We start from the raw sequence: 16,642 nt of genomic DNA, 5'->3' as shown, positions 1-16,642 counted from the left end.
TCTCATATTTGCCAAATGGTTTATCATTAGGGAGGGGAAAGAATTTTTCACATGGGAGAGGAGAACAATAATGAATAAAAAATGGGGGTTATCCGCTGCCGCACTGCTGCTCACCGCCGCAGTAATTCTGCCGGGGTGTGCAAAGAAAGAGGCGCCGAAAGAGGCACTGTCCGCTGCTGCAAATAAAGTTGCGGCGATGACATCGTATGAAATGAAGACGAAGCTTACCGTTAATGACCTGACGATCGACACAGGTACAAGCGAAGCTGATGCTACAACGGGTCAAATTCTCAGCATGCTTAAGAATGCTGAGCTTACAGTTGATGGAGTCTACCAGGCAGAGCCGATGCAGACAGAGCTTACAATGGTTCTGAATCTGAAGGGGGATATGGCGATGTCCTTCACGGTGCCGATGGTAATGACAGCAGAGAAGCTGTATGTCAAAGTGCCGTCCATTCCGTTCCTGCCGCTTCCCGAGACAATCGTAGGTAAATTTGTTGAAGTGGATCTGAAGGAACTGGCCGAGCAGGAGGGGGCTGAATTCAACCCTTCGGCTATGGACACGCAGAAGGTGCAGAAGCTGTCTAATGAAGTGATGAACACATTACTGGGTGAGTATGACGAAGAGAAGTATTTTAACGAAATCAAACCTAAGGAAGCCGGCCTGCCTGAAGGGGTTGAAGCCAAACAGGTTGTCCAGTTCCAGGTAACGAATGATAATGTCAAAGAGGCGCTCACCATCCTGGTGAACAATGCGCTGCCTAAGATCATCGATATTCTCGGTAAGGATGAATACAAGGAATTGCTGAAGATCGATGCTGCCGACTTGGCTAAAGCGAAGGAAGAGCTGCAGTCCAGTGAAGCACGCGCTGAATTCGATAAGGATCTGGCTGAGCTGAACACGCATCTGACGATTAACCAGTTCCATCTTAACACGGCGATCAATGACGATAACTTCCCGGTGTATCAGGATATGCTTATGGATATCAAAGTGAATGATCCTGAACAAGGTGAGAATGTTGCTCTGTCTATGACCGCTAGCAATCAATACAGCAAGATCAATGAGAAACAAACCTTCCAGATCGGAATTCCGCAAGGCGAAGATGTGATTACACTGGAAGAGCTGCAGCAGCAGTTCGGAGCCACAGGCACTTATTAATAAATACTGCAGTAACACAGAAATCCCGTATAAGCGAACCTCCGCTCATACGGGATTTTTGTGCTGCTTGCCGGCGGCTCCGGCAGATCAGGCTATTGCTCCTGTGGAAGAAAATCTTCAGCCAGAATGGCGTAAGTGCGGTGGTCCTGCCATTCTCCGTTGATTTTGATGAAGCGGCGGGCAAGTCCTTCAGCCTGAAAGCCGTTCTTCTCCAGTACTCTGCGGGAGCCGTCATTATGAGGCAGGATAGCCGCCTGCAGCCTGTGAAGGCCGAGGGAGCGGAAGGCATAGCCCAGGATCAGATGCACCGCTGCGCTGGTATACCCTTTACCCTGCATATCATAATCAATAAAATATCCGATATCGGCAAATTGTCCGACACCCCGTACCACGTTAGAAATGGTAATCTGGCCAATCAGCTCGCCGCTGAGCAGATAGATGCCGAACATATAAGCACTATCCTGCCGGGCATCCAGGATGCGCTGGTTAATCAGCTGCCGCTGGGTCTCCAGGGTGAAGTAGTCATTGTCGCGGAGGGGTTCGAACTGCTGATGCTCCTTGCGGTTGCGGTGACGGAGGTTAAGCAGCGCTTCGGCATCCGTGAGCTTCAGCAAAGAGATATAGATTCCCTGCGGCGTATTGTACAGCTTAATAGACATGGATCGTCCTCCTGGTCACAATAGAATGGTATAGCTGATTCGTTTCATTAGAGCTTGGCGGGTCTTTGCCGCAGCCGGCGGAAGAACGAGGTCAGCAGCTCTGCGCATTCTTCCTGCAGCACACCCTGGATGACCTCTGTACGGTGGTTAAAACGCGATTCCTCCAGCAGGTTCATCAGAGTCCCTGCACAGCCGGCTTTGGGATCAGGAGTACCATACACGGTGAGCGGGACTCTGGCCTGCACCATGGCTCCTGCACACATGGGACAGGGCTCCAGGGTCACGTAGAGCTGGCAGTCGAGCAGACGCCAGGAATTAAGGGCCGTACTCGCTTCACGGATGGCAACCATCTCCGCATGGGCAGTGGAATCGAGCGTGGTCTCACGCAGATTGTAGCCGCGCCCGATAATTGTACCTTCACGGACAACCACTGCCCCGATCGGCACTTCACCCAGTGCTTCTGCTTTGCGGGCTTCGCCTATTGCCTCGTTCATCCAATATTCATGAATTGCCCGCTCGTCTGGCGGCAACTCTTCAAGTCGTGTATTCAAGTTCATCTTCCCTTCTAAAATAGCCCCTTGTACAACGAACAAATATTCGTTCTTAACAAATTGTGGACAACTCTGTGGATAAAGCCCGACTTATGCACAAAATTGTACACATCGCGATTTAGCAAAATGTTTATATGTGCATAACCTGTGGATGGTTTCCTACTTATTGTAGAGAAAGTGTCTGAATAATTCAATATGTTCCCCAGGTTATCCCTGTTTGAAATGTCTTTTCAAATGGAGAGGCAAAAGGTATGATAATTATGAATGCTCCGCTAGGATTTACCAGCGGTAAGAGGTGAACAATACGCTTGTCTATAAAAACGAAATTATCGGCTATTATTTTCGGCTCGGTACTCTTAATCCTGACGCTGAATCTTACACTTAACCTATATGCCGTCCGGAATAATCTGCGTAATGAAAGTCTGAGTAATATGAAGATAACTGCCATGCAGATCGCTGTTTCGGTTGAGCAGAGCAGTTATAGTTCCAACTATGTGCAGCATAAAATTGCCCAGAACCTGAGGATGACCTCTATTCTGGCTTCGCTTGAGCTTGATCCGGATATCAAGAATGTAGACAATAGGGAGCTGCAGGCCTTGGCTATCAAGCTGGGCGTGTCTAATATCTCGCTTCTGGTCAAGACTGATAATGATATTGTTGTAGCCAAGTCATCAGATCCCACAGAGATCGGACTCTCGACCAAAGGCATGGGGTACTGGTATGTGGCTTTTTTGGAGTTGTTTGCAGGCCAGCGGGTATCCGTTGACCAGGGGCAGACGATGGATAATTTCTGGTCCGGCCCTTTCGAATATTCAACCTCAAATCCGGAGTACATTGATAAATGGGGTTACTATTATGATGGCACCAGCAACTATATCATAGATCCTTATATCCGCAGTACTGCGGTAAGCGATTACGTCAAGATTATGGGACCTGACGAAATTATTCAGGACTCCAAAGCCGTGAACCCCGGCATCCTGGAGATTACAGGCTTTAATCCCAAAACGTTCGGATCGCCCAGCATGCTGCCCGATGGCAGTGACCCGATTAATGTGAAGCTGCGCAACCGCCCTATTCATTACGGTACGTATACGTACGGCAACGTTGCACAGGATAAGGCGGCAATACGGGAAGCGATCAACGGGGGTGAGCCGGTAACGCTGGATACAGAGGTTCTGGGCAAAAGAGTGCTCAAGAGCTTCATTCCAATCAAACAGCCGGGAGCCGACGATTATGTAATTACTGTGGTTATGGATTACTCGCTGATCTCATCCGTAATTAAAGAGCAGCTGTTCAATAATATCACCACGTCCGTGCTGCTGCTTATTATCTTTTTCCTGGCCAGTTATATTATGGCCGGCTTCGTCACGCGGCCGATTCAGGATATACTGGCTAAGGTGAATGATGTGGCCAAGGGCAAATTCGAGCCTCCATTAAATGTTGAGAGCCGGGATGAGCTCGGACAGCTGGCCCACCGGATCAACGCAATGACCTCCCACCTGCTGCAGCACACGAACCGGCTGGGTCAGACGCTGGAAGAGAACCGGGCGGTTAAAGAGCATCTGGAGTCGGTAATTAACGGCACCTCGGATGCGATCCACACTGTGGATATGGATGGCAGGATTATAAGTACGAACAGAGCCTTTGAAGAGCTCTATGGATGGAGTGCAGCGGAAGCGCTGGTCAAGACGCCTTATCTGGTGCCGGCTACAGTACAGGAGCAGGAAGATGTCCGTTTGCGGCAGCTCAAGAACGGAATGTCTCTGCCGCCGGTAGAGACCGTACGACTGAAACGTGACGGCTCTATCGTAGAAGTCAGTGTGAGCACCTCGGTGATCCGGGATGAGGAAGGGCAGCCGCAGTCTTTTGTACATGTATCCCGTGATATGACTGAGCGCAACCGGATTGAAGAGCTGCTCAGACGCTCTGAGAAGCTGACTACGGTCGGCCAGCTGGCAGCCGGAGTTGCCCATGAGATCCGCAATCCCCTGACCACCTTGAGAGGTTTCCTGCAGCTGCAGCAGGAGAAGAAGGTTCTGGTTCCGCTGCATATTGATCTTATGCTCTCGGAGCTGGACCGGATTAATCTGATTGTAAGTGAGTTCCTGATCCTGGCCAAGCCGCAGGCGGTTCATTTTCAGTTGAGGGATTTGCGGCATATTGTCGGCGACGTGATCTCTCTGCTGGATAGCCAAGCCCATCTTTTTGGCATAGAGTTTGTAACGTATTTCTCGGATGTGCCGGCTATGGTGCACTGTGAGGAGAACCAGCTGAAGCAGGTATTCATTAATGTAATCAAAAATGCGATTGAGGCTATGCCTGACGGAGGGACAATTACCCTGGAGGAGCAGCAGCAGAATAACTCTGTGGTTATTGTTGTTTCTGATGAAGGCGGAGGGGTTCCGGAGGATATGCTTCCTAAGCTGGGAGAGCCGTTCTTCACGAACAAAGAGTCAGGGACCGGGCTTGGACTCATGGTCAGCCAGCGTATTATACAAGCCCATAAGGGCAGTCTCGAGATCCGCAGTGAGTATGGACGGGGTGCGCAGGTGACCATTAAGCTGCCTGAAGCCGGGGAGAATAACCTTCCGTCAGGCATGTATATAGAACGGAGTGAATGACAGACATGAGAATTAATAAGTTCATCAGTGAGACAGGGTACTGTTCGCGCCGTGAAGCAGACAAGCTGGTGGAAGGGGGAAGAGTCACCATCAACGGTGAGACCGCTCTGCTGGGCAGTCAGGCAGAAGCCGGAGATACGGTGCTGATCGACGGCAAACGCCTGGAAACAGGCAGCAGGATCGTTTACATCGCACTTAATAAGCCGGTAGGCATCACTTCTACTACAGAAGGCCATATTCAGGGGAATATAGTTGATTTCATCGGACATGAAGAGCGCATTTTCCCTATCGGACGGCTCGACAAGGATTCTGAGGGATTAATTCTGCTGACCAATGACGGGGACATTGTGAACAAAATATTGCGTGCTGAAGGCAAACATGAGAAGGAGTATGTAGTTACCGTGGACAGGCCAGTCACGCAATCTTTCCTTACAGGCATGGCCACCGGGGTGAAGATTCTGGGCAGCAGAACGTTACCTTGTGAGGTAACGCGGATCAGCGAGCGGGTATTCCGGATTATTCTTACCGAGGGCAAGAACCGGCAGATCCGCCGCATGTGCAGCGCGTTTGGCTATGAAGTGCGGCGTCTGCAGCGCATCCGGGTAATGAATATCCGGCTGGGCGCTCTGCAGACCGGGGAATGGCGTGAGCTGTCACAGCAGGAGAAGCAGGAGCTTGGAGCTATGCTCAACTATGAGCTTCAATAAACTTTAAATAATAAGCAATCAAACAAAGAGCTGTTCCTGAAGGCCGAATAATGGCCCGGGAACAGCTCTTACTACTTGATAAGCTATAATATATTCGTATTATTTACCGGGAGCGGCAACATCAGTTGTTTCTGTTGTTGCATCTTTGTATTTGCGGAGAACGGAGACTTCTACACGACGGTTCTTGGCGCGTCCGGCGGCAGTCGTATTCTCAGCGATGGGATGATATTCCCCATATCCGATCGGACTGAACTTGACCGGGTCCAGATTGGGGTTAAGCAGCAGGATTTTCATGAATTGAAGGGCTCGGGCCACACTAAGATCCCAGTTGGACGAGTAGCTGCTATTGGAGATAGGAATATTATCCGTATGTCCCTGCACTAATATATCATAATCGGGAAACTGCTGCAGCATCGTCGAGATTGACTTGGCCAGCTGGCGGGAGTCATCCTTGACCATAGCCTGTCCCGAAGCAAATAAGGCGTTGTCGCTGATCGTAATCATTAACTGGGACTGATTCAGCTTCGTACTGAGCAGATCAGTCATTCCGTTATTCTTGATGTACTGATCGAATTGCTCCTTAAGCTTCTCCAGATCCTCCTGTTCTTTGGCACGAAGTTTGGAGATCTCGGCGGTGCCTGTGTTTTTATCTAAAACACTATTCATCTTATCCTTATTGCCTTGGTCAAGTTGAGTACTCGTGGGTGAATCCGAGCGGAATTCCAGTACGCCGCCGCCGCCGCTGAGCGCTGAATTGAACGCTTGGGCCATTTGCTCAAATTTCTGGGCGTCCGTAGCACTCATGGCATACATAACCAGGAATAGAGCAACCAGCAGGGTCATCAGATCGGAATAGGGCAGCAGCCAGGATTCATCGGCATGCTCTTCGTGCTCCTCATGCCTAGTCTTTTTGCTCATTCGAGGCGCCCTCCTTCTCACTTAGCTTGGCCCGTTCGGACGGAGTAAGGAAGACGGAAAGCTTCTGATTGATAGCAATGGTGGAGACCCCGGACTGGATGGACAACAGACCTTCTACCATCATCAGGCGGACTTCAATCTCGCGTTTGGAAATTCGTTTTAACTTATTGGCCATTGGGTGCCACATTACGTAACCGGTGAATATCCCCAAGAGAGTAGCAATGAAGGCTCCGGCAATCGCGTGGGCCAGGACGTCCATGTTACTCATATCCCCCAAGGCGGCAATCAGCCCGATAACAGCCCCGAGTACCCCCAGTGTAGGTGCGTACATCCCGGCTTGGGAGAAGATTAAGGCGCCGGCTTTATGTCTATCTTCTGTAGCGTGAATATCTTCCATTAATACATCGCGGACAAATTCCTGATCATTGCCGTCGATAATCATCCGCATACCGTTTCTGAGGAAATTATCTTCGATTTCATCGACATTGGATTCCAGTGCAAGCAGTCCTTCACGGCGGGTGATGGATGCCCATTCCATGAACATTGTAATCAGTTCGGGCTTGCCGACCATCTTTTTCTTCACAAATAGGATCTTCAGCAGCTTAGGGAAATTCTTGACTTCCGACATGGGAAAGGCCATGAAGATTGAGGCGGCCGTACCAAGAAAGATAATTACATAGGCTGCGGGGTTGTTCAAGCTTTCAAGCGGAGCATGCTTGAGTACCATCCCCCAGACTACTGCGATCAGACCAAAAACCAGTCCTAGTATTGTTGAAATTTCCATTTATGCACCTCGTCCATGAGAATTAAGAAGTGATCCGACTATACCGCGTTTATCATCCTTGAACCGCGGGAGGACACTCTGCACGTAACCAAATCACGTATATTCTTATTTATCGACAGCATTCCCTTTTTTGTGAAGTGATTTTTTCGGCTATAATGGATAAGGTAAGTTATTATTCATCAGCGAAGAAAACGGAGTGATTGATGTGGGAGTTAAGCATGGCAGAGATTACAGTGAAATTCTGGTTGAACTGACAGGCGCAGTCGGACGGATTTCCGACGGGTATATTTTTTTCGAAATGGAGCCTGAGGAGTGGGAGAACCTGCCGGAGGAGTCGAAGCTGGAGGTCTGGGAGGCGCTTGCGGAGGATCTGTTCTACGCACTGGGCAATGAGCCGGTGATTAAGGTCGGAAGCGGCGTTGTAATGTACGATAAAGAAACGCACCGCATCAATATTCTGCTCGGAGACGAGGATTTGGCATCGGTCGTTCTGGTGTAGCCTGGAGGCAGCTGCGGAGCGGAGTTTGTCCCAGGCATCAGCCCATGTTAAAATTGGGATGAGAAGTACTATTCGCCGGGATTTAAGAATACATTAAATCGAAAAAAATCTTTGGCCCGGCACATCCCTTGGACTTTAAGAAGCTGAGGGATGTTTTATTTGAAAGACAGGACTGCTGTGATACAGCTAATTAAGCAAGGGAGGAAACAAATTGCCATTTACAGAGGAAGAACTGCGGGAGCAGATCGGCAAGCTGGAAGGCTGGAAACTGGAAGAGGATATTATGGTGCGCAAATATATGTTCAATGAATATATGAAGGGGATTGCTTTTGTGGATGATGTTGCTGCGATCTCGGAAGCGTTCGACCATCACCCGCATATCACCATTGATTACAAGACCGTTATCCTGCGTCTGCCTGCAGACGTGGAGAAGCTGGATATACGCCAGGCCAATGAAATTAACGAGGCTTTTGAGAAAAACCGTTAGAGGACAGGATCCTTATGGAAATGACAGTACCGCCTGATCCATAAAAAAGCCCGTGCAGGGATACCAGGGTATCCTTTGCAGCGGGCATTTTGCTTTGGGCATGTTATTATTTCTTCTCGGCCAGCCATAACGCGACATTCGCAATTTCCTCAGGGGCTAGTTTGTCTTTGAAGGAAGGCATCTGCCCGCGGCCTTTGGTCACAATGCTGTAAATCTGCGCCGCGTCATGCTGTGCGCCCTCCTGCTGCAGGTTCGGCCCTACACCGCCCTGAAGCTGATCCCCGTGGCAGGTGATGCAGTTGGCTTTCACCAGGGCCTCGGCGCCGGCTGCGTCCAGCACAACCTCAGGCATTGTAGGTTTGTTCTCTTCAGCCACCTCGGCTTTGCCGGGCAGGGTAAACATTAAGACCACGGCAAAGGCACAGGCGGCAAAAAACAAACCGCTCATGATCCATTTCTGCATCTGCATCCGTCCCTCCATGTAAGCTGCTTCCTTCATTATACCGGATGGTGAAGCGTTATCATAGTATTTGTGTCAAAAAAATGAACGAAACTCCTGGAAAATTTGCAAACATACAGAAGTGGAATGCTATTTCTCATAGACCATACAATAAAATGGTTTATCGCCAGTTGGGGTTCTGCGTTCATAAGTATCCGTTATGGTAAATCCGCATTTCTGGTAAGCACGGATGGCCCGCTGATTCCAGGTCAGTACCTCCAAATCGATCTCCCGTTCCGGATAACGCTGCAGAGCCGCCTGAACGATGGCCTTCATGAACAGATGTCCCATGCCATGACCGCACAGATCGGGCCGCATGCCGATCCCAAGCCGGACTACACCCTCCATAGGGAACAGCTGGGCGAAGCCGCACAGGATTCCCTGTCCATTCACAACGGAAACGTATTGCTCGCTGCGCAGCTGCGGATCACCGAATTCAACACCGAGCGCCTGCATCTGCTCCCAGGGCATCCAGCCGTAAATATTATACGGGGGCCTATAGTTCCACTCACAGATCTCAGCAGCATGCCGCGACTCCATAGGAACAACATAAAAAGTTACCGGAGAACTTATCATAAGCGGAGGCCTCCTTTCAATGGAACATTACTTCATTCTATAAATATTATATACAAAACGAGCCGGATTCGACGCAAAAACCTTGCAGAAAGACCGGAACTTGACAAACGCCAAAAAATATTTTATGAAAGAGCGAAATTGGTGTTTTACAAATAAAGAGCGGGGTAAGTAATTTTATAGACAAAAAAATAAGCCCTTCTCCAAGATTTCGGCAAAAATCCTGGAAAAGCGCTTATATTAGGACAAATTATTGCACATCGTCATTGTCTTCGGAATCCGCAGCCACAGTCTTGTAAGCATCTGTACTCATAATCCGTTTGGCGCCAACGTAGCGGTTGACGTAGTAGCTGTCACTCAGCGAACTGATGGTTACACCACGCGAGGAAGAAGCATGTGCGAACTCACCGTCACCAACATAAATACCGACATGGGAAATGCCTTTGCCGCTTGTATTGAAGAATACAAGATCGCCCGGTCTCATCTCATCACGGGATACAGCAGTGCCCATCTGATATTGGGAACCGGATTGGTGAGGCAGGTTAATGCCGATCTTATCAAAAACATACATTGTAAATCCGGAGCAATCAAAACCGTTCGTGGATACACCGCCGGATACGTATTTGGTCCCGATGGCTTTGTCGATAACTTTATCCATTTTGGAATCCGCGAAAGCGCTTCCTGCTCCAATGGTGAAGATGATGGAAAAGCTTAGTACTGCGGCTGCTAGCTTCTTCTTCAAAAGTAAATACCCCTTCCAAATGCCTACGAGGTTAGCTTAAGGGTTCGGTTGAAGGTCCCCTATGACCCCTCTTAGAATAGGAGGTCAATTCACCCAAAGTTGGTTCCCCCGTTTCCCTAAATCTTTAGGGAACTCGGCACGACTGTTGATTAGGATTAGCTGTTATTCAATACATGACAAAACCTTTGTTAAAAGCGATTCAATAATTACAAAAATGTTACTAAAAGCTCACTGCGATAATTGTAGCAAAGACTAGGGCGCTTGGCAATCACTTATAACATATTAATGCATTTTTTTTGCGTTTTTTAGAGTTATAGCTGCATAGAAAGACTCATATTTACGCAGCAGGTGAGCTATTGATGGATTTTTCTTTGGATTTGGGATAAAAAGGTGTTTCAGGGCCTGCAGATGAGTGTAAAAGGTAGAATAAGGAAAAGGAAAAACCCGGAAATGATTACGGCAATAATCAAAACCGGGCTCGTATAAGTTACATTTAGTTGTTAGAGGTACGAATATTCGAGGAAATGTTCAAGGGTTCAATCGTAAGCGACAGCTTGGTAGGCTGTTGTGCTCATCACTCTTTTAGCGCCAACGTAGCGGTTGGCCCAGTATGCCTGACTCAGTGAACTGATGGTTACACCACGCGAAGTGGAGGATTGTGCGAATTTGCCATTGCCGACATAAATACCGACATGGGAAACTCCGTTGCCCAGGGTATTGAAGAATACCAAATCACCGGAACGCAAATTACTCTTGGATACGGCTGTTCCAACGCTGTACTGTGCCTTAGAGGTGCGCGGCAAGGTAAGGCCGATACTCTTGAATACATATTTGGTGAATCCGGAACAATCAAAGCCGCTGGTGCTGGTGCCCCCGGTTTTATATGACGTTCCAATGGTTTTTGAGATCACAGTATCCATTTTGGAATCTGCGAAAGCGCTGCCTGCTCCAAGTGTGAATACCATCACAAGACCCAGCGCTGCTGCGGTGCATTTCTTCTTAAAGTTCTGACTTCTCAAAAGATGTACTCCTTCCAAGGCCTGCGAGGTTAGCTTAAGGATTCGGTAGAAGGTTCCCCTATGACCCCTCTAAAGCGAGATCAATTCACCCAAAATATGGTTCCCCCACTCCCCGGTGCAGGGAATTCGGCGTTTTGTGCACCAGAATAGTGACATATCGACATAAGGTTAAAGGCTTCGGTTACATAGCTGCTTAATTCCATTTGAAAGATTACAAATTTGTTACTAGTAGTACAGGCATCATTGTACCAAAGGATTTACAGTTTTGCAAATTAACTTGTCGCAGCTGTAAACAAAAAAGAGTCATGCACCTCACCAGAGGGGCGATGACTCTTTTAGTATGCCGTTTTGGCGGCCGATTATCGTGGGAATGATTTACTGGACCAGAGATGATACTGTGCGGCTATGCCCCACATTCTGAATAGGGTGGACGGCAGTGGAGCTGCCTGGCGCAGGAGCAGGGCCGGGAGGCCGGGGCAGAAGAGCGCTGCAGCGCTGCAGAGGATCAGCGTCAGCAGACTTCCTGCGCCTATAATGACGGATATCCCGATGGAGTGCAGAAGCACCTTCAGACAGATCAGCAGCGAAGTGAACATGCCCGTGCCGGCGGTATAACCGAACTGCATATACAGCAGCAGCTTGCGGATAAGGAAGAGGTAGACGAGCCAGCCCAGCACATAAGGCACGAGCGTCAGCAGCAGCGGATAATCGAGAATGCCGTTCAGAAGCAGACGGTACATCTTCGGCAGCAGCCAATAGAGCGGCAGAAGGGCCAGCGCCCATTCAACGAGACTGAACAGCAGGACAGGCAGACCATAACGCTTCATCCCGGGAAAAAAGAACAGTCCGCGCTCCCCGGCACGTTCCTGGTGAAGCTCGTGCAGCAGGCCCGCCCGGATAAAGGGGGAGAGCAGCAGCCGCAACACAGTCAGTGCCAGGAGCAGCCATAGCCATTGCCGGACGTCCGGGTCCGTGTGCAGCGCAGCCTGCCCCTCAATATAATACAGCAGCCTGCCTATGCTACTGCCGCCGGCATCCGCATCCGGATAGCGCAGCAGTACCGGAACGACGGCGCTTTTAATGAATTTGTACATGAAGTAGCCCCAGAACAGCCGGTAGATAAATAGCAGAATCAGGATATAAAATTGCTCTTTCATGCTGTGCCAACCGCGGGTTATCGAAATTTTCACAATCCTTCACCTCACCAGACAAGAGTTCCGAGCAGGGTTTCAAGCAGTGTCGTCGCACTGAGCGTCCAGCGGGAAAGAGTATTGTGCTCAAGCTCCGCCATTCTGAAATTATTGAGATGCTTGCTCTCCAGCAGTATGGAATGTCCCGGATCAATCTCGGCGGAGACCAGAGGTGCTTTATACGATAATTCAAACGATGTTGTCTTCCCTTCGCCGTTCCAGTATTGCTGAACCGAATACCCGTCCGAGAAAATAAATTTTACAGGGACATCCCCATAATGGCTGCCCTTGTTGCTTACCTCAACTACAGCATCATATTGAATCCCCGCTCCGTTGCCGCCGTCCCGTTTAGCCGTGAGCCTGATGTCGTCTACTGCAAAATCAGGGGCTCCGCCGCTGTAGACATACTGGTCAAAATAAGTCTGCCAGGATTGCTTGGTCACTTTCTCCACAATCTTCTGGAAGTCAGCGGTTGAGGGATGCTTGAAGCGGTATTTACGGGCATAAGCAGCGAGAATGGCATCCATGTTCTTGGCTCCTGCTAACCGTTCGATGTCACGGAGCACCAGCTTGCCCCGGATATAGACATTACGTGTGTAGGCATCATCTCCGGTGTATTTCCACGTCTCCAGATTGAGCGGCTGCGAGGAGGAGACCAGACTGGACTGCAGCGGGAGGCTTGAGGCAACGCCATATTCCTGCTCCATCAGCCGGTCTTCGGCATATGAGGTGAAGCTCTCGTCCAGCCACGCCTCCTCGAATTCATTGCTGGCGACCATGCCATAGAAATACTGGTGACCGATCTCATGGATCACGGTCCGCTCAAGCGAGGTGCCGGGCGATGCCTCGGCAGCACCGAAGGCAGTGATCAGCGTCGGATATTCCATCCCCCCGGCCCCATTGCCAGATTCAGGCGGGACTACAATGGATAAGGTGGAGTAAGGATACGGGCCATACCATTTGCTGAAGGCGGTCAGGGCAGCCTCTGCTGCCTGGAAGTAGCGCTCCTGAAGATCCTTATGCAGCGGGTCCAGATAGAGCTTGATCTTTACTCCGGGCACCTGCGGCGCGGAGAAGGCCTTCTCGGCAACCACAAAATCCGGCGATGCCGCCCAGGCGAAGTCATGAACATCATCTGCGTAGAACTGATAGATTTTGCGGTCCTGTACCAGCCGCGCGTTCTTCACCGGAAATCCGGTGGCGGCAACCTTGTAATCGGACGGGACGGAGATGGTTACATTGTAAATACCGAAATCACTGTAGAACTCAGATGTGCCATGGTACTGATGCAGATTCCAGCCTTCCTCCTGTACTCCCCTTGTGCCTGCAGGCTCATAGACGCTGAGCTTGGGGAACCACTGGCCGGCCATGACGAAGTTGCCGGCGGTTCCCATACGGGCGAATATTTTCGGCAGCTTGACCTCAAACTGGAGTTTGAGTGTTACGCTCTCACCACCGTTCACCGGCTGGGGCAGGTGGACCTTAAGCAGGGTCTTGTCATTCACATTGCCGTCGTCAGGCTGCACATACTGGGTGCGCTGCATTAGCGAAATCCCCTCGGAGGTCCGCAGATCCGTCAGCGTCAAGCTGCCGTATCCGCCCGCAGGCATAGAGTCGCCGCGGAGCGTTCCTCCGGATTCCTTCATAAAGGTTGTATCGCCGGAAGCGAATGCATTGGGGTAAAGGTGAAAATAGAGCTCTTGGACCGGTTTTTTGCCCGGATGGATCCAGGTCACCGTTTCGGAAGCAGTTAAGGTTCCCGTATCGGCCAGCAGCTGAACATCCATGTGATATTCCACCACACGCTGGCTTAAAACCTCCGACACCGGAGGCGGAGTAATCTCCGGAAGAGTGGACTGCACAATTTGCTGCTGCGGCAGGACGGCGGGGGACTTGGCCTCTTTTGGGGCAGAGGCAGTCCATACGGCAGGGCTGTGCCCTGAAAGAAACCATATTCCGCCTCCAAGCAAGGTGAGAACAGCCAGAGCTGCGAAGATGAGGGTATACCTTAATGAATGTGGCTTCATACTGTGATTCCTCCCGTGACAAGCATCTACGGGATGTATATGTTTGCAATCGGCGCATTATTAGCTAAAATTAAATAATTAGTGAATGGAAAGGATGTGCACTTGTGGATAACGTACAACCAGAGGGCAAAAAGCAGATTGCCTTGAATATTGTGAATGCCAAGAGTAAGCATAAAGGCTTCGGGGCAGGCTCCATTGATCTGGGTAATGTATCGCCTGTTATTATTGATCAAGGTATCGCCGTTATCGATATCGGTGCCATGCATGCCAAGAGCAAAGTGGAGAAGGGGATTAAATTCTCCGTGAACCGTGAGGATGTACCGGAAGGAAGACAGGTCTGGGTGGTCTGGGTTGCTGTGGACCGTACACCGGAGAGCCAGTTCTACGGCGGAATTACCGCCTGTGAGATGTGGATTGATTCCGAAGCCCGCCGGGGCTGGAAGATTCTTGCCGATCATGTCAATAAGCTGGATGCAGCCCTGAAACGGAAGATTATTGTGGAGGGACTTGGGTCTACGGAGCGGAATGCGCTGAAATCACTGCTGATCGCACATAATGAAGAGTGGTGGGCCGCTTCGCCTGACGAGCTGAAAGCGGCATTGTCGGAGTAGTAAGCTGAACGAACATGTATATCAAAAAACAAGGCTTGGCTCTCTGTTAGCAGAGGGCCAAGCCTTATGTATAAGATGATGGGATATGCGCTGCTACGGAGTCACTCTGCCGGCAGTATTTAGCTTGCGCTTCAACTGGCTTACTCTGGCCTGGCTGATTCCGAGCACCTCGGCAAGCTCCTTCTGGTTGGCATAGGGGTGGTCCTCCATCGCTTTCTCCAGCCGCTGGCTCATTTCCTCCGTCTTCGTTCTCCGTCCACTGCGGACAGGTTCGGCGTTCTCCTCTGCAGGGCCTGGAGAGATTGTGATCTCTTCAGATCCGCGCCCGGGGTCGCTCAGCTCTTTGAGGCAGGTATTGCAAATGAATTGATCTTTATAGTAGGTTACATGATCAAGGCTTCTGCAAAATGTGCATTCTGTGGAGGTGTACTTTCTGAGGACGATAATTTCATCATTCAGAATAAAAAACTCGATGGGATCCCCAATGTCAATATTTCGTGTCATGCGGATTTCTACGGGAACCACAATTCTACCAAGACTGTCTAAACTCCGGATCATGCCTGTATCTTTCATCCCATGTCCCTCATTTACATCTTTATATTTTTTGTGGATATCTCTGATTATAGCAGTAATTGTAAGTTTAGAGAACGGGGAAAGCGCATACAAATTATGTTGTTTCTTGTCGCTTATACGGGAAATAGCCCGTTTTACGGCGCAGGAGAGGGTCCGGGGCCAGAAAAAATATAAAACCTCTCCCTTCGGGTAATCCCAAGGGAGAGGTTTATTAGGGTTCTCTATTTTTTACCCAAAATAGCCCAGCCGAAACAGCGGAATGAAACTATCTTCAGTTGAGGATAACCGGCTGGGCATCCGTGCTGCTGACCGAGACATAGGGATTGCCCCGGAGATAGAAACGCCAAGGCTTCAGCGCGTATTCTTCTGCATAGGGAATATTGATGCGCGGAGCCTGGACAATATCCAGAGATTCCGGGGATTCACCTTGCTCCAGCCATATTGGCCCCCCGCGGAGATCAAGCCTGGCCATGTTGAGGCTTTTGTCTATCCTCAGTGCCCGGCACAGCTTGCCCGGGCCGCCGGACAGATCCGAAGGCTTCCGGACAGCAATTCCCCGGTATGCAGCCATAAGCTCCGCGTCCCTGGCGGTAAGCGGCTCCACTGCACGGATCAGGACCGCATGCGGATCGTCTTCAGCAGCGGTAACCACATTGAAGCAATAGTGCATCCCGTAGATCAGGTATACATACGTAGCGCCTCCGGCGCTGAACATTACTTCTGTACGGGTTGTCCGCCGCCCTCCGTAGGCATGACTCCCTTTGTCTTCAGCGCCGCCGTACCCTTCAGTCTCCACAATACGGCAGCGGATATCACCATCTTCGGTGCGCCGGACGAGATGCTGGCCCAGGAGGCGCGGAGCTGCGTCTACTGCCGCAAGCGCATAGAGTGCAGGCGGCAGCAGCCGCTGCGGGGCTGAATGGTCCGGTTCGCCTGAAGAATTCAGCTTCATGAATGGTTGACACCTTCCTGCGGCGGACTAACGCTTAAGAGAGCGCCTTGCCGGGCTCATCCCATCGTAAC

18 protein-coding genes and 2 riboswitches are annotated in these 16,642 nt (G+C 50.2%); of the genes, 6 read left to right on the top strand and 12 right to left on the bottom strand.

The window, feature by feature from the left end; genetic code table 11:
- The first annotated feature begins 70 nt into the window (after nucleotides 1-70).
- The gene (locus MHI42_RS20065) at nucleotides 71-1,159 is read left to right on the top strand and encodes a DUF6612 family protein (RefSeq protein ID WP_042132709.1); all 1,089 of its coding nucleotides are present in this window, start codon (nucleotides 71-73) and stop codon (nucleotides 1,157-1,159) included.
- 92 nt (nucleotides 1,160-1,251) lie between these two features.
- On the opposite strand, the gene MHI42_RS20060 is transcribed toward MHI42_RS20065, so the two are convergent.
- Nucleotides 1,252-1,818, bottom strand: coding sequence for a GNAT family protein (locus MHI42_RS20060; protein ID WP_340989944.1), 567 nt, complete (start codon nucleotides 1,816-1,818; stop codon nucleotides 1,252-1,254).
- A gap of 47 nt (nucleotides 1,819-1,865) precedes the next feature.
- Entirely contained in the window at nucleotides 1,866-2,369 is a 504-nt protein-coding gene (tadA, locus tag MHI42_RS20055; protein ID WP_281365853.1) for a tRNA adenosine(34) deaminase TadA, read from the bottom strand.
- A gap of 308 nt (nucleotides 2,370-2,677) precedes the next feature.
- Between tadA and MHI42_RS20050 the strand changes: the two genes are divergently transcribed.
- Nucleotides 2,678-4,990 (top strand): ATP-binding protein, encoded by a 2,313-nt coding sequence (locus tag MHI42_RS20050; protein WP_171717587.1) that lies wholly within the window; start codon nucleotides 2,678-2,680, stop codon nucleotides 4,988-4,990.
- Nucleotides 4,991-4,995: 5 nt separating this feature from the next.
- Nucleotides 4,996-5,697: a 23S rRNA pseudouridine(2604) synthase RluF gene (gene rluF, locus MHI42_RS20045; protein WP_171717586.1), complete on the top strand. Its 702-nt coding sequence runs from the start codon at nucleotides 4,996-4,998 to the stop codon at nucleotides 5,695-5,697.
- Nucleotides 5,698-5,796: 99 nt separating this feature from the next.
- Here rluF and motB read toward each other — a convergent pair whose 3' ends face one another.
- Nucleotides 5,797-6,615, bottom strand: coding sequence for a flagellar motor protein MotB (motB, locus tag MHI42_RS20040; RefSeq protein ID WP_039303852.1), 819 nt, complete (start codon nucleotides 6,613-6,615; stop codon nucleotides 5,797-5,799).
- Nucleotides 6,599-7,399 carry a flagellar motor stator protein MotA gene (motA, locus tag MHI42_RS20035; RefSeq protein WP_039303855.1) on the bottom strand — a complete coding sequence of 267 codons (801 nt, stop codon included), beginning with the start codon at nucleotides 7,397-7,399 and terminating at the stop codon, nucleotides 6,599-6,601. The genes motB and motA overlap by 17 nt, the downstream gene beginning before the upstream one ends.
- A gap of 205 nt (nucleotides 7,400-7,604) precedes the next feature.
- Between motA and MHI42_RS20030 the strand changes: the two genes are divergently transcribed.
- Nucleotides 7,605-7,898 carry a hypothetical protein gene (locus MHI42_RS20030; RefSeq protein WP_039303858.1) on the top strand — a complete coding sequence of 98 codons (294 nt, stop codon included), beginning with the start codon at nucleotides 7,605-7,607 and terminating at the stop codon, nucleotides 7,896-7,898.
- Nucleotides 7,899-8,109: 211 nt separating this feature from the next.
- Complete coding sequence (locus tag MHI42_RS20025; RefSeq protein ID WP_171717585.1) at nucleotides 8,110-8,385, top strand: 4a-hydroxytetrahydrobiopterin dehydratase; 276 nt, start codon at nucleotides 8,110-8,112, stop codon at nucleotides 8,383-8,385.
- A 106-nt stretch (nucleotides 8,386-8,491) separates the two neighbouring features.
- Here the strand turns inward: MHI42_RS20025 and MHI42_RS20020 are convergent, their stop codons facing one another.
- The 6 genes from MHI42_RS20020 to MHI42_RS19995 form a co-directional block, all read right to left on the bottom strand.
- Nucleotides 8,492-8,848: a cytochrome c gene (locus MHI42_RS20020; protein WP_042140611.1), complete on the bottom strand. Its 357-nt coding sequence runs from the start codon at nucleotides 8,846-8,848 to the stop codon at nucleotides 8,492-8,494.
- 126 nt (nucleotides 8,849-8,974) lie between these two features.
- Entirely contained in the window at nucleotides 8,975-9,460 is a 486-nt protein-coding gene (locus MHI42_RS20015) for a GNAT family protein (protein ID WP_042132717.1), read from the bottom strand.
- A 247-nt stretch (nucleotides 9,461-9,707) separates the two neighbouring features.
- The gene (locus tag MHI42_RS20010; protein WP_171717584.1) at nucleotides 9,708-10,199 is read right to left on the bottom strand and encodes a C40 family peptidase; all 492 of its coding nucleotides are present in this window, start codon (nucleotides 10,197-10,199) and stop codon (nucleotides 9,708-9,710) included.
- Nucleotides 10,200-10,204: 5 nt separating this feature from the next.
- Nucleotides 10,205-10,348, bottom strand: a riboswitch (cyclic di-AMP (ydaO/yuaA leader).
- Between the two features lie 387 nt (nucleotides 10,349-10,735).
- The gene (locus MHI42_RS20005) at nucleotides 10,736-11,164 is read right to left on the bottom strand and encodes a C40 family peptidase (protein WP_042140612.1); all 429 of its coding nucleotides are present in this window, start codon (nucleotides 11,162-11,164) and stop codon (nucleotides 10,736-10,738) included.
- A 57-nt stretch (nucleotides 11,165-11,221) separates the two neighbouring features.
- Nucleotides 11,222-11,360, bottom strand: a riboswitch (cyclic di-AMP (ydaO/yuaA leader).
- Between the two features lie 217 nt (nucleotides 11,361-11,577).
- On the bottom strand, nucleotides 11,578-12,375 hold the full coding sequence (locus tag MHI42_RS20000; RefSeq protein WP_171717583.1) for a hypothetical protein: 798 nt from the start codon (nucleotides 12,373-12,375) through the stop codon (nucleotides 11,578-11,580).
- Between the two features lie 44 nt (nucleotides 12,376-12,419).
- Nucleotides 12,420-14,435 (bottom strand): M1 family metallopeptidase, encoded by a 2,016-nt coding sequence (locus MHI42_RS19995; RefSeq protein ID WP_342420468.1) that lies wholly within the window; start codon nucleotides 14,433-14,435, stop codon nucleotides 12,420-12,422.
- Between the two features lie 104 nt (nucleotides 14,436-14,539).
- Between MHI42_RS19995 and MHI42_RS19990 the strand changes: the two genes are divergently transcribed.
- Nucleotides 14,540-15,046: a YwhD family protein gene (locus tag MHI42_RS19990; RefSeq protein ID WP_342420467.1), complete on the top strand. Its 507-nt coding sequence runs from the start codon at nucleotides 14,540-14,542 to the stop codon at nucleotides 15,044-15,046.
- Nucleotides 15,047-15,139: 93 nt separating this feature from the next.
- Here MHI42_RS19990 and MHI42_RS19985 read toward each other — a convergent pair whose 3' ends face one another.
- The gene (locus MHI42_RS19985; RefSeq protein WP_342420466.1) at nucleotides 15,140-15,619 is read right to left on the bottom strand and encodes an AbrB/MazE/SpoVT family DNA-binding domain-containing protein; all 480 of its coding nucleotides are present in this window, start codon (nucleotides 15,617-15,619) and stop codon (nucleotides 15,140-15,142) included.
- Nucleotides 15,620-15,890: 271 nt separating this feature from the next.
- Nucleotides 15,891-16,571, bottom strand: a complete 681-nt coding sequence (locus tag MHI42_RS19980) for a DNA-3-methyladenine glycosylase (protein WP_342420465.1) — start codon at nucleotides 16,569-16,571, stop codon at nucleotides 15,891-15,893.
- Between the last annotated feature and the right edge of the window lie 71 nt (nucleotides 16,572-16,642).

Source organism: Paenibacillus sp. FSL E2-0178 (genome assembly GCF_038593005.1).
In the GTDB taxonomy this organism is placed as follows: Bacteria; Bacillota; Bacilli; order Paenibacillales; family Paenibacillaceae; genus Paenibacillus_AQ; species Paenibacillus_AQ phytohabitans.
Note: the sequence above shows the minus strand (reverse complement) of the source record. Positions and strands in the feature narration are given on the sequence as shown.

Bases quoted from the DNA above. Each gene is read 5' to 3' on its own strand.
- MHI42_RS20065 (WP_042132709.1), top strand. From the start codon at position 71: ATGAATAAAAAATGGGGGTTATCCGCTGCCGCACTGCTGCTCACCGCC.
- MHI42_RS20060 (WP_340989944.1), bottom strand. From the start codon at position 1,818: ATGTCTATTAAGCTGTACAATACGCCGCAGGGAATCTATATCTCTTTG.
- rluF (WP_171717586.1), top strand. From the start codon at position 4,996: ATGAGAATTAATAAGTTCATCAGTGAGACAGGGTACTGTTCGCGCCGT.
- motB (WP_039303852.1), bottom strand. From the start codon at position 6,615: ATGAGCAAAAAGACTAGGCATGAGGAGCACGAAGAGCATGCCGATGAA.
- motA (WP_039303855.1), bottom strand. From the start codon at position 7,399: ATGGAAATTTCAACAATACTAGGACTGGTTTTTGGTCTGATCGCAGTA.
- MHI42_RS20020 (WP_042140611.1), bottom strand. From the start codon at position 8,848: ATGCAGAAATGGATCATGAGCGGTTTGTTTTTTGCCGCCTGTGCCTTT.
- MHI42_RS20015 (WP_042132717.1), bottom strand. From the start codon at position 9,460: ATGATAAGTTCTCCGGTAACTTTTTATGTTGTTCCTATGGAGTCGCGG.
- MHI42_RS20005 (WP_042140612.1), bottom strand. From the start codon at position 11,164: ATGGTATTCACACTTGGAGCAGGCAGCGCTTTCGCAGATTCCAAAATG.
- MHI42_RS20000 (WP_171717583.1), bottom strand. From the start codon at position 12,375: ATGAAAGAGCAATTTTATATCCTGATTCTGCTATTTATCTACCGGCTG.
- MHI42_RS19995 (WP_342420468.1), bottom strand. From the start codon at position 14,435: ATGAAGCCACATTCATTAAGGTATACCCTCATCTTCGCAGCTCTGGCT.
- MHI42_RS19985 (WP_342420466.1), bottom strand. From the start codon at position 15,619: ATGAAAGATACAGGCATGATCCGGAGTTTAGACAGTCTTGGTAGAATT.
- MHI42_RS19980 (WP_342420465.1), bottom strand. From the start codon at position 16,571: ATGAAGCTGAATTCTTCAGGCGAACCGGACCATTCAGCCCCGCAGCGG.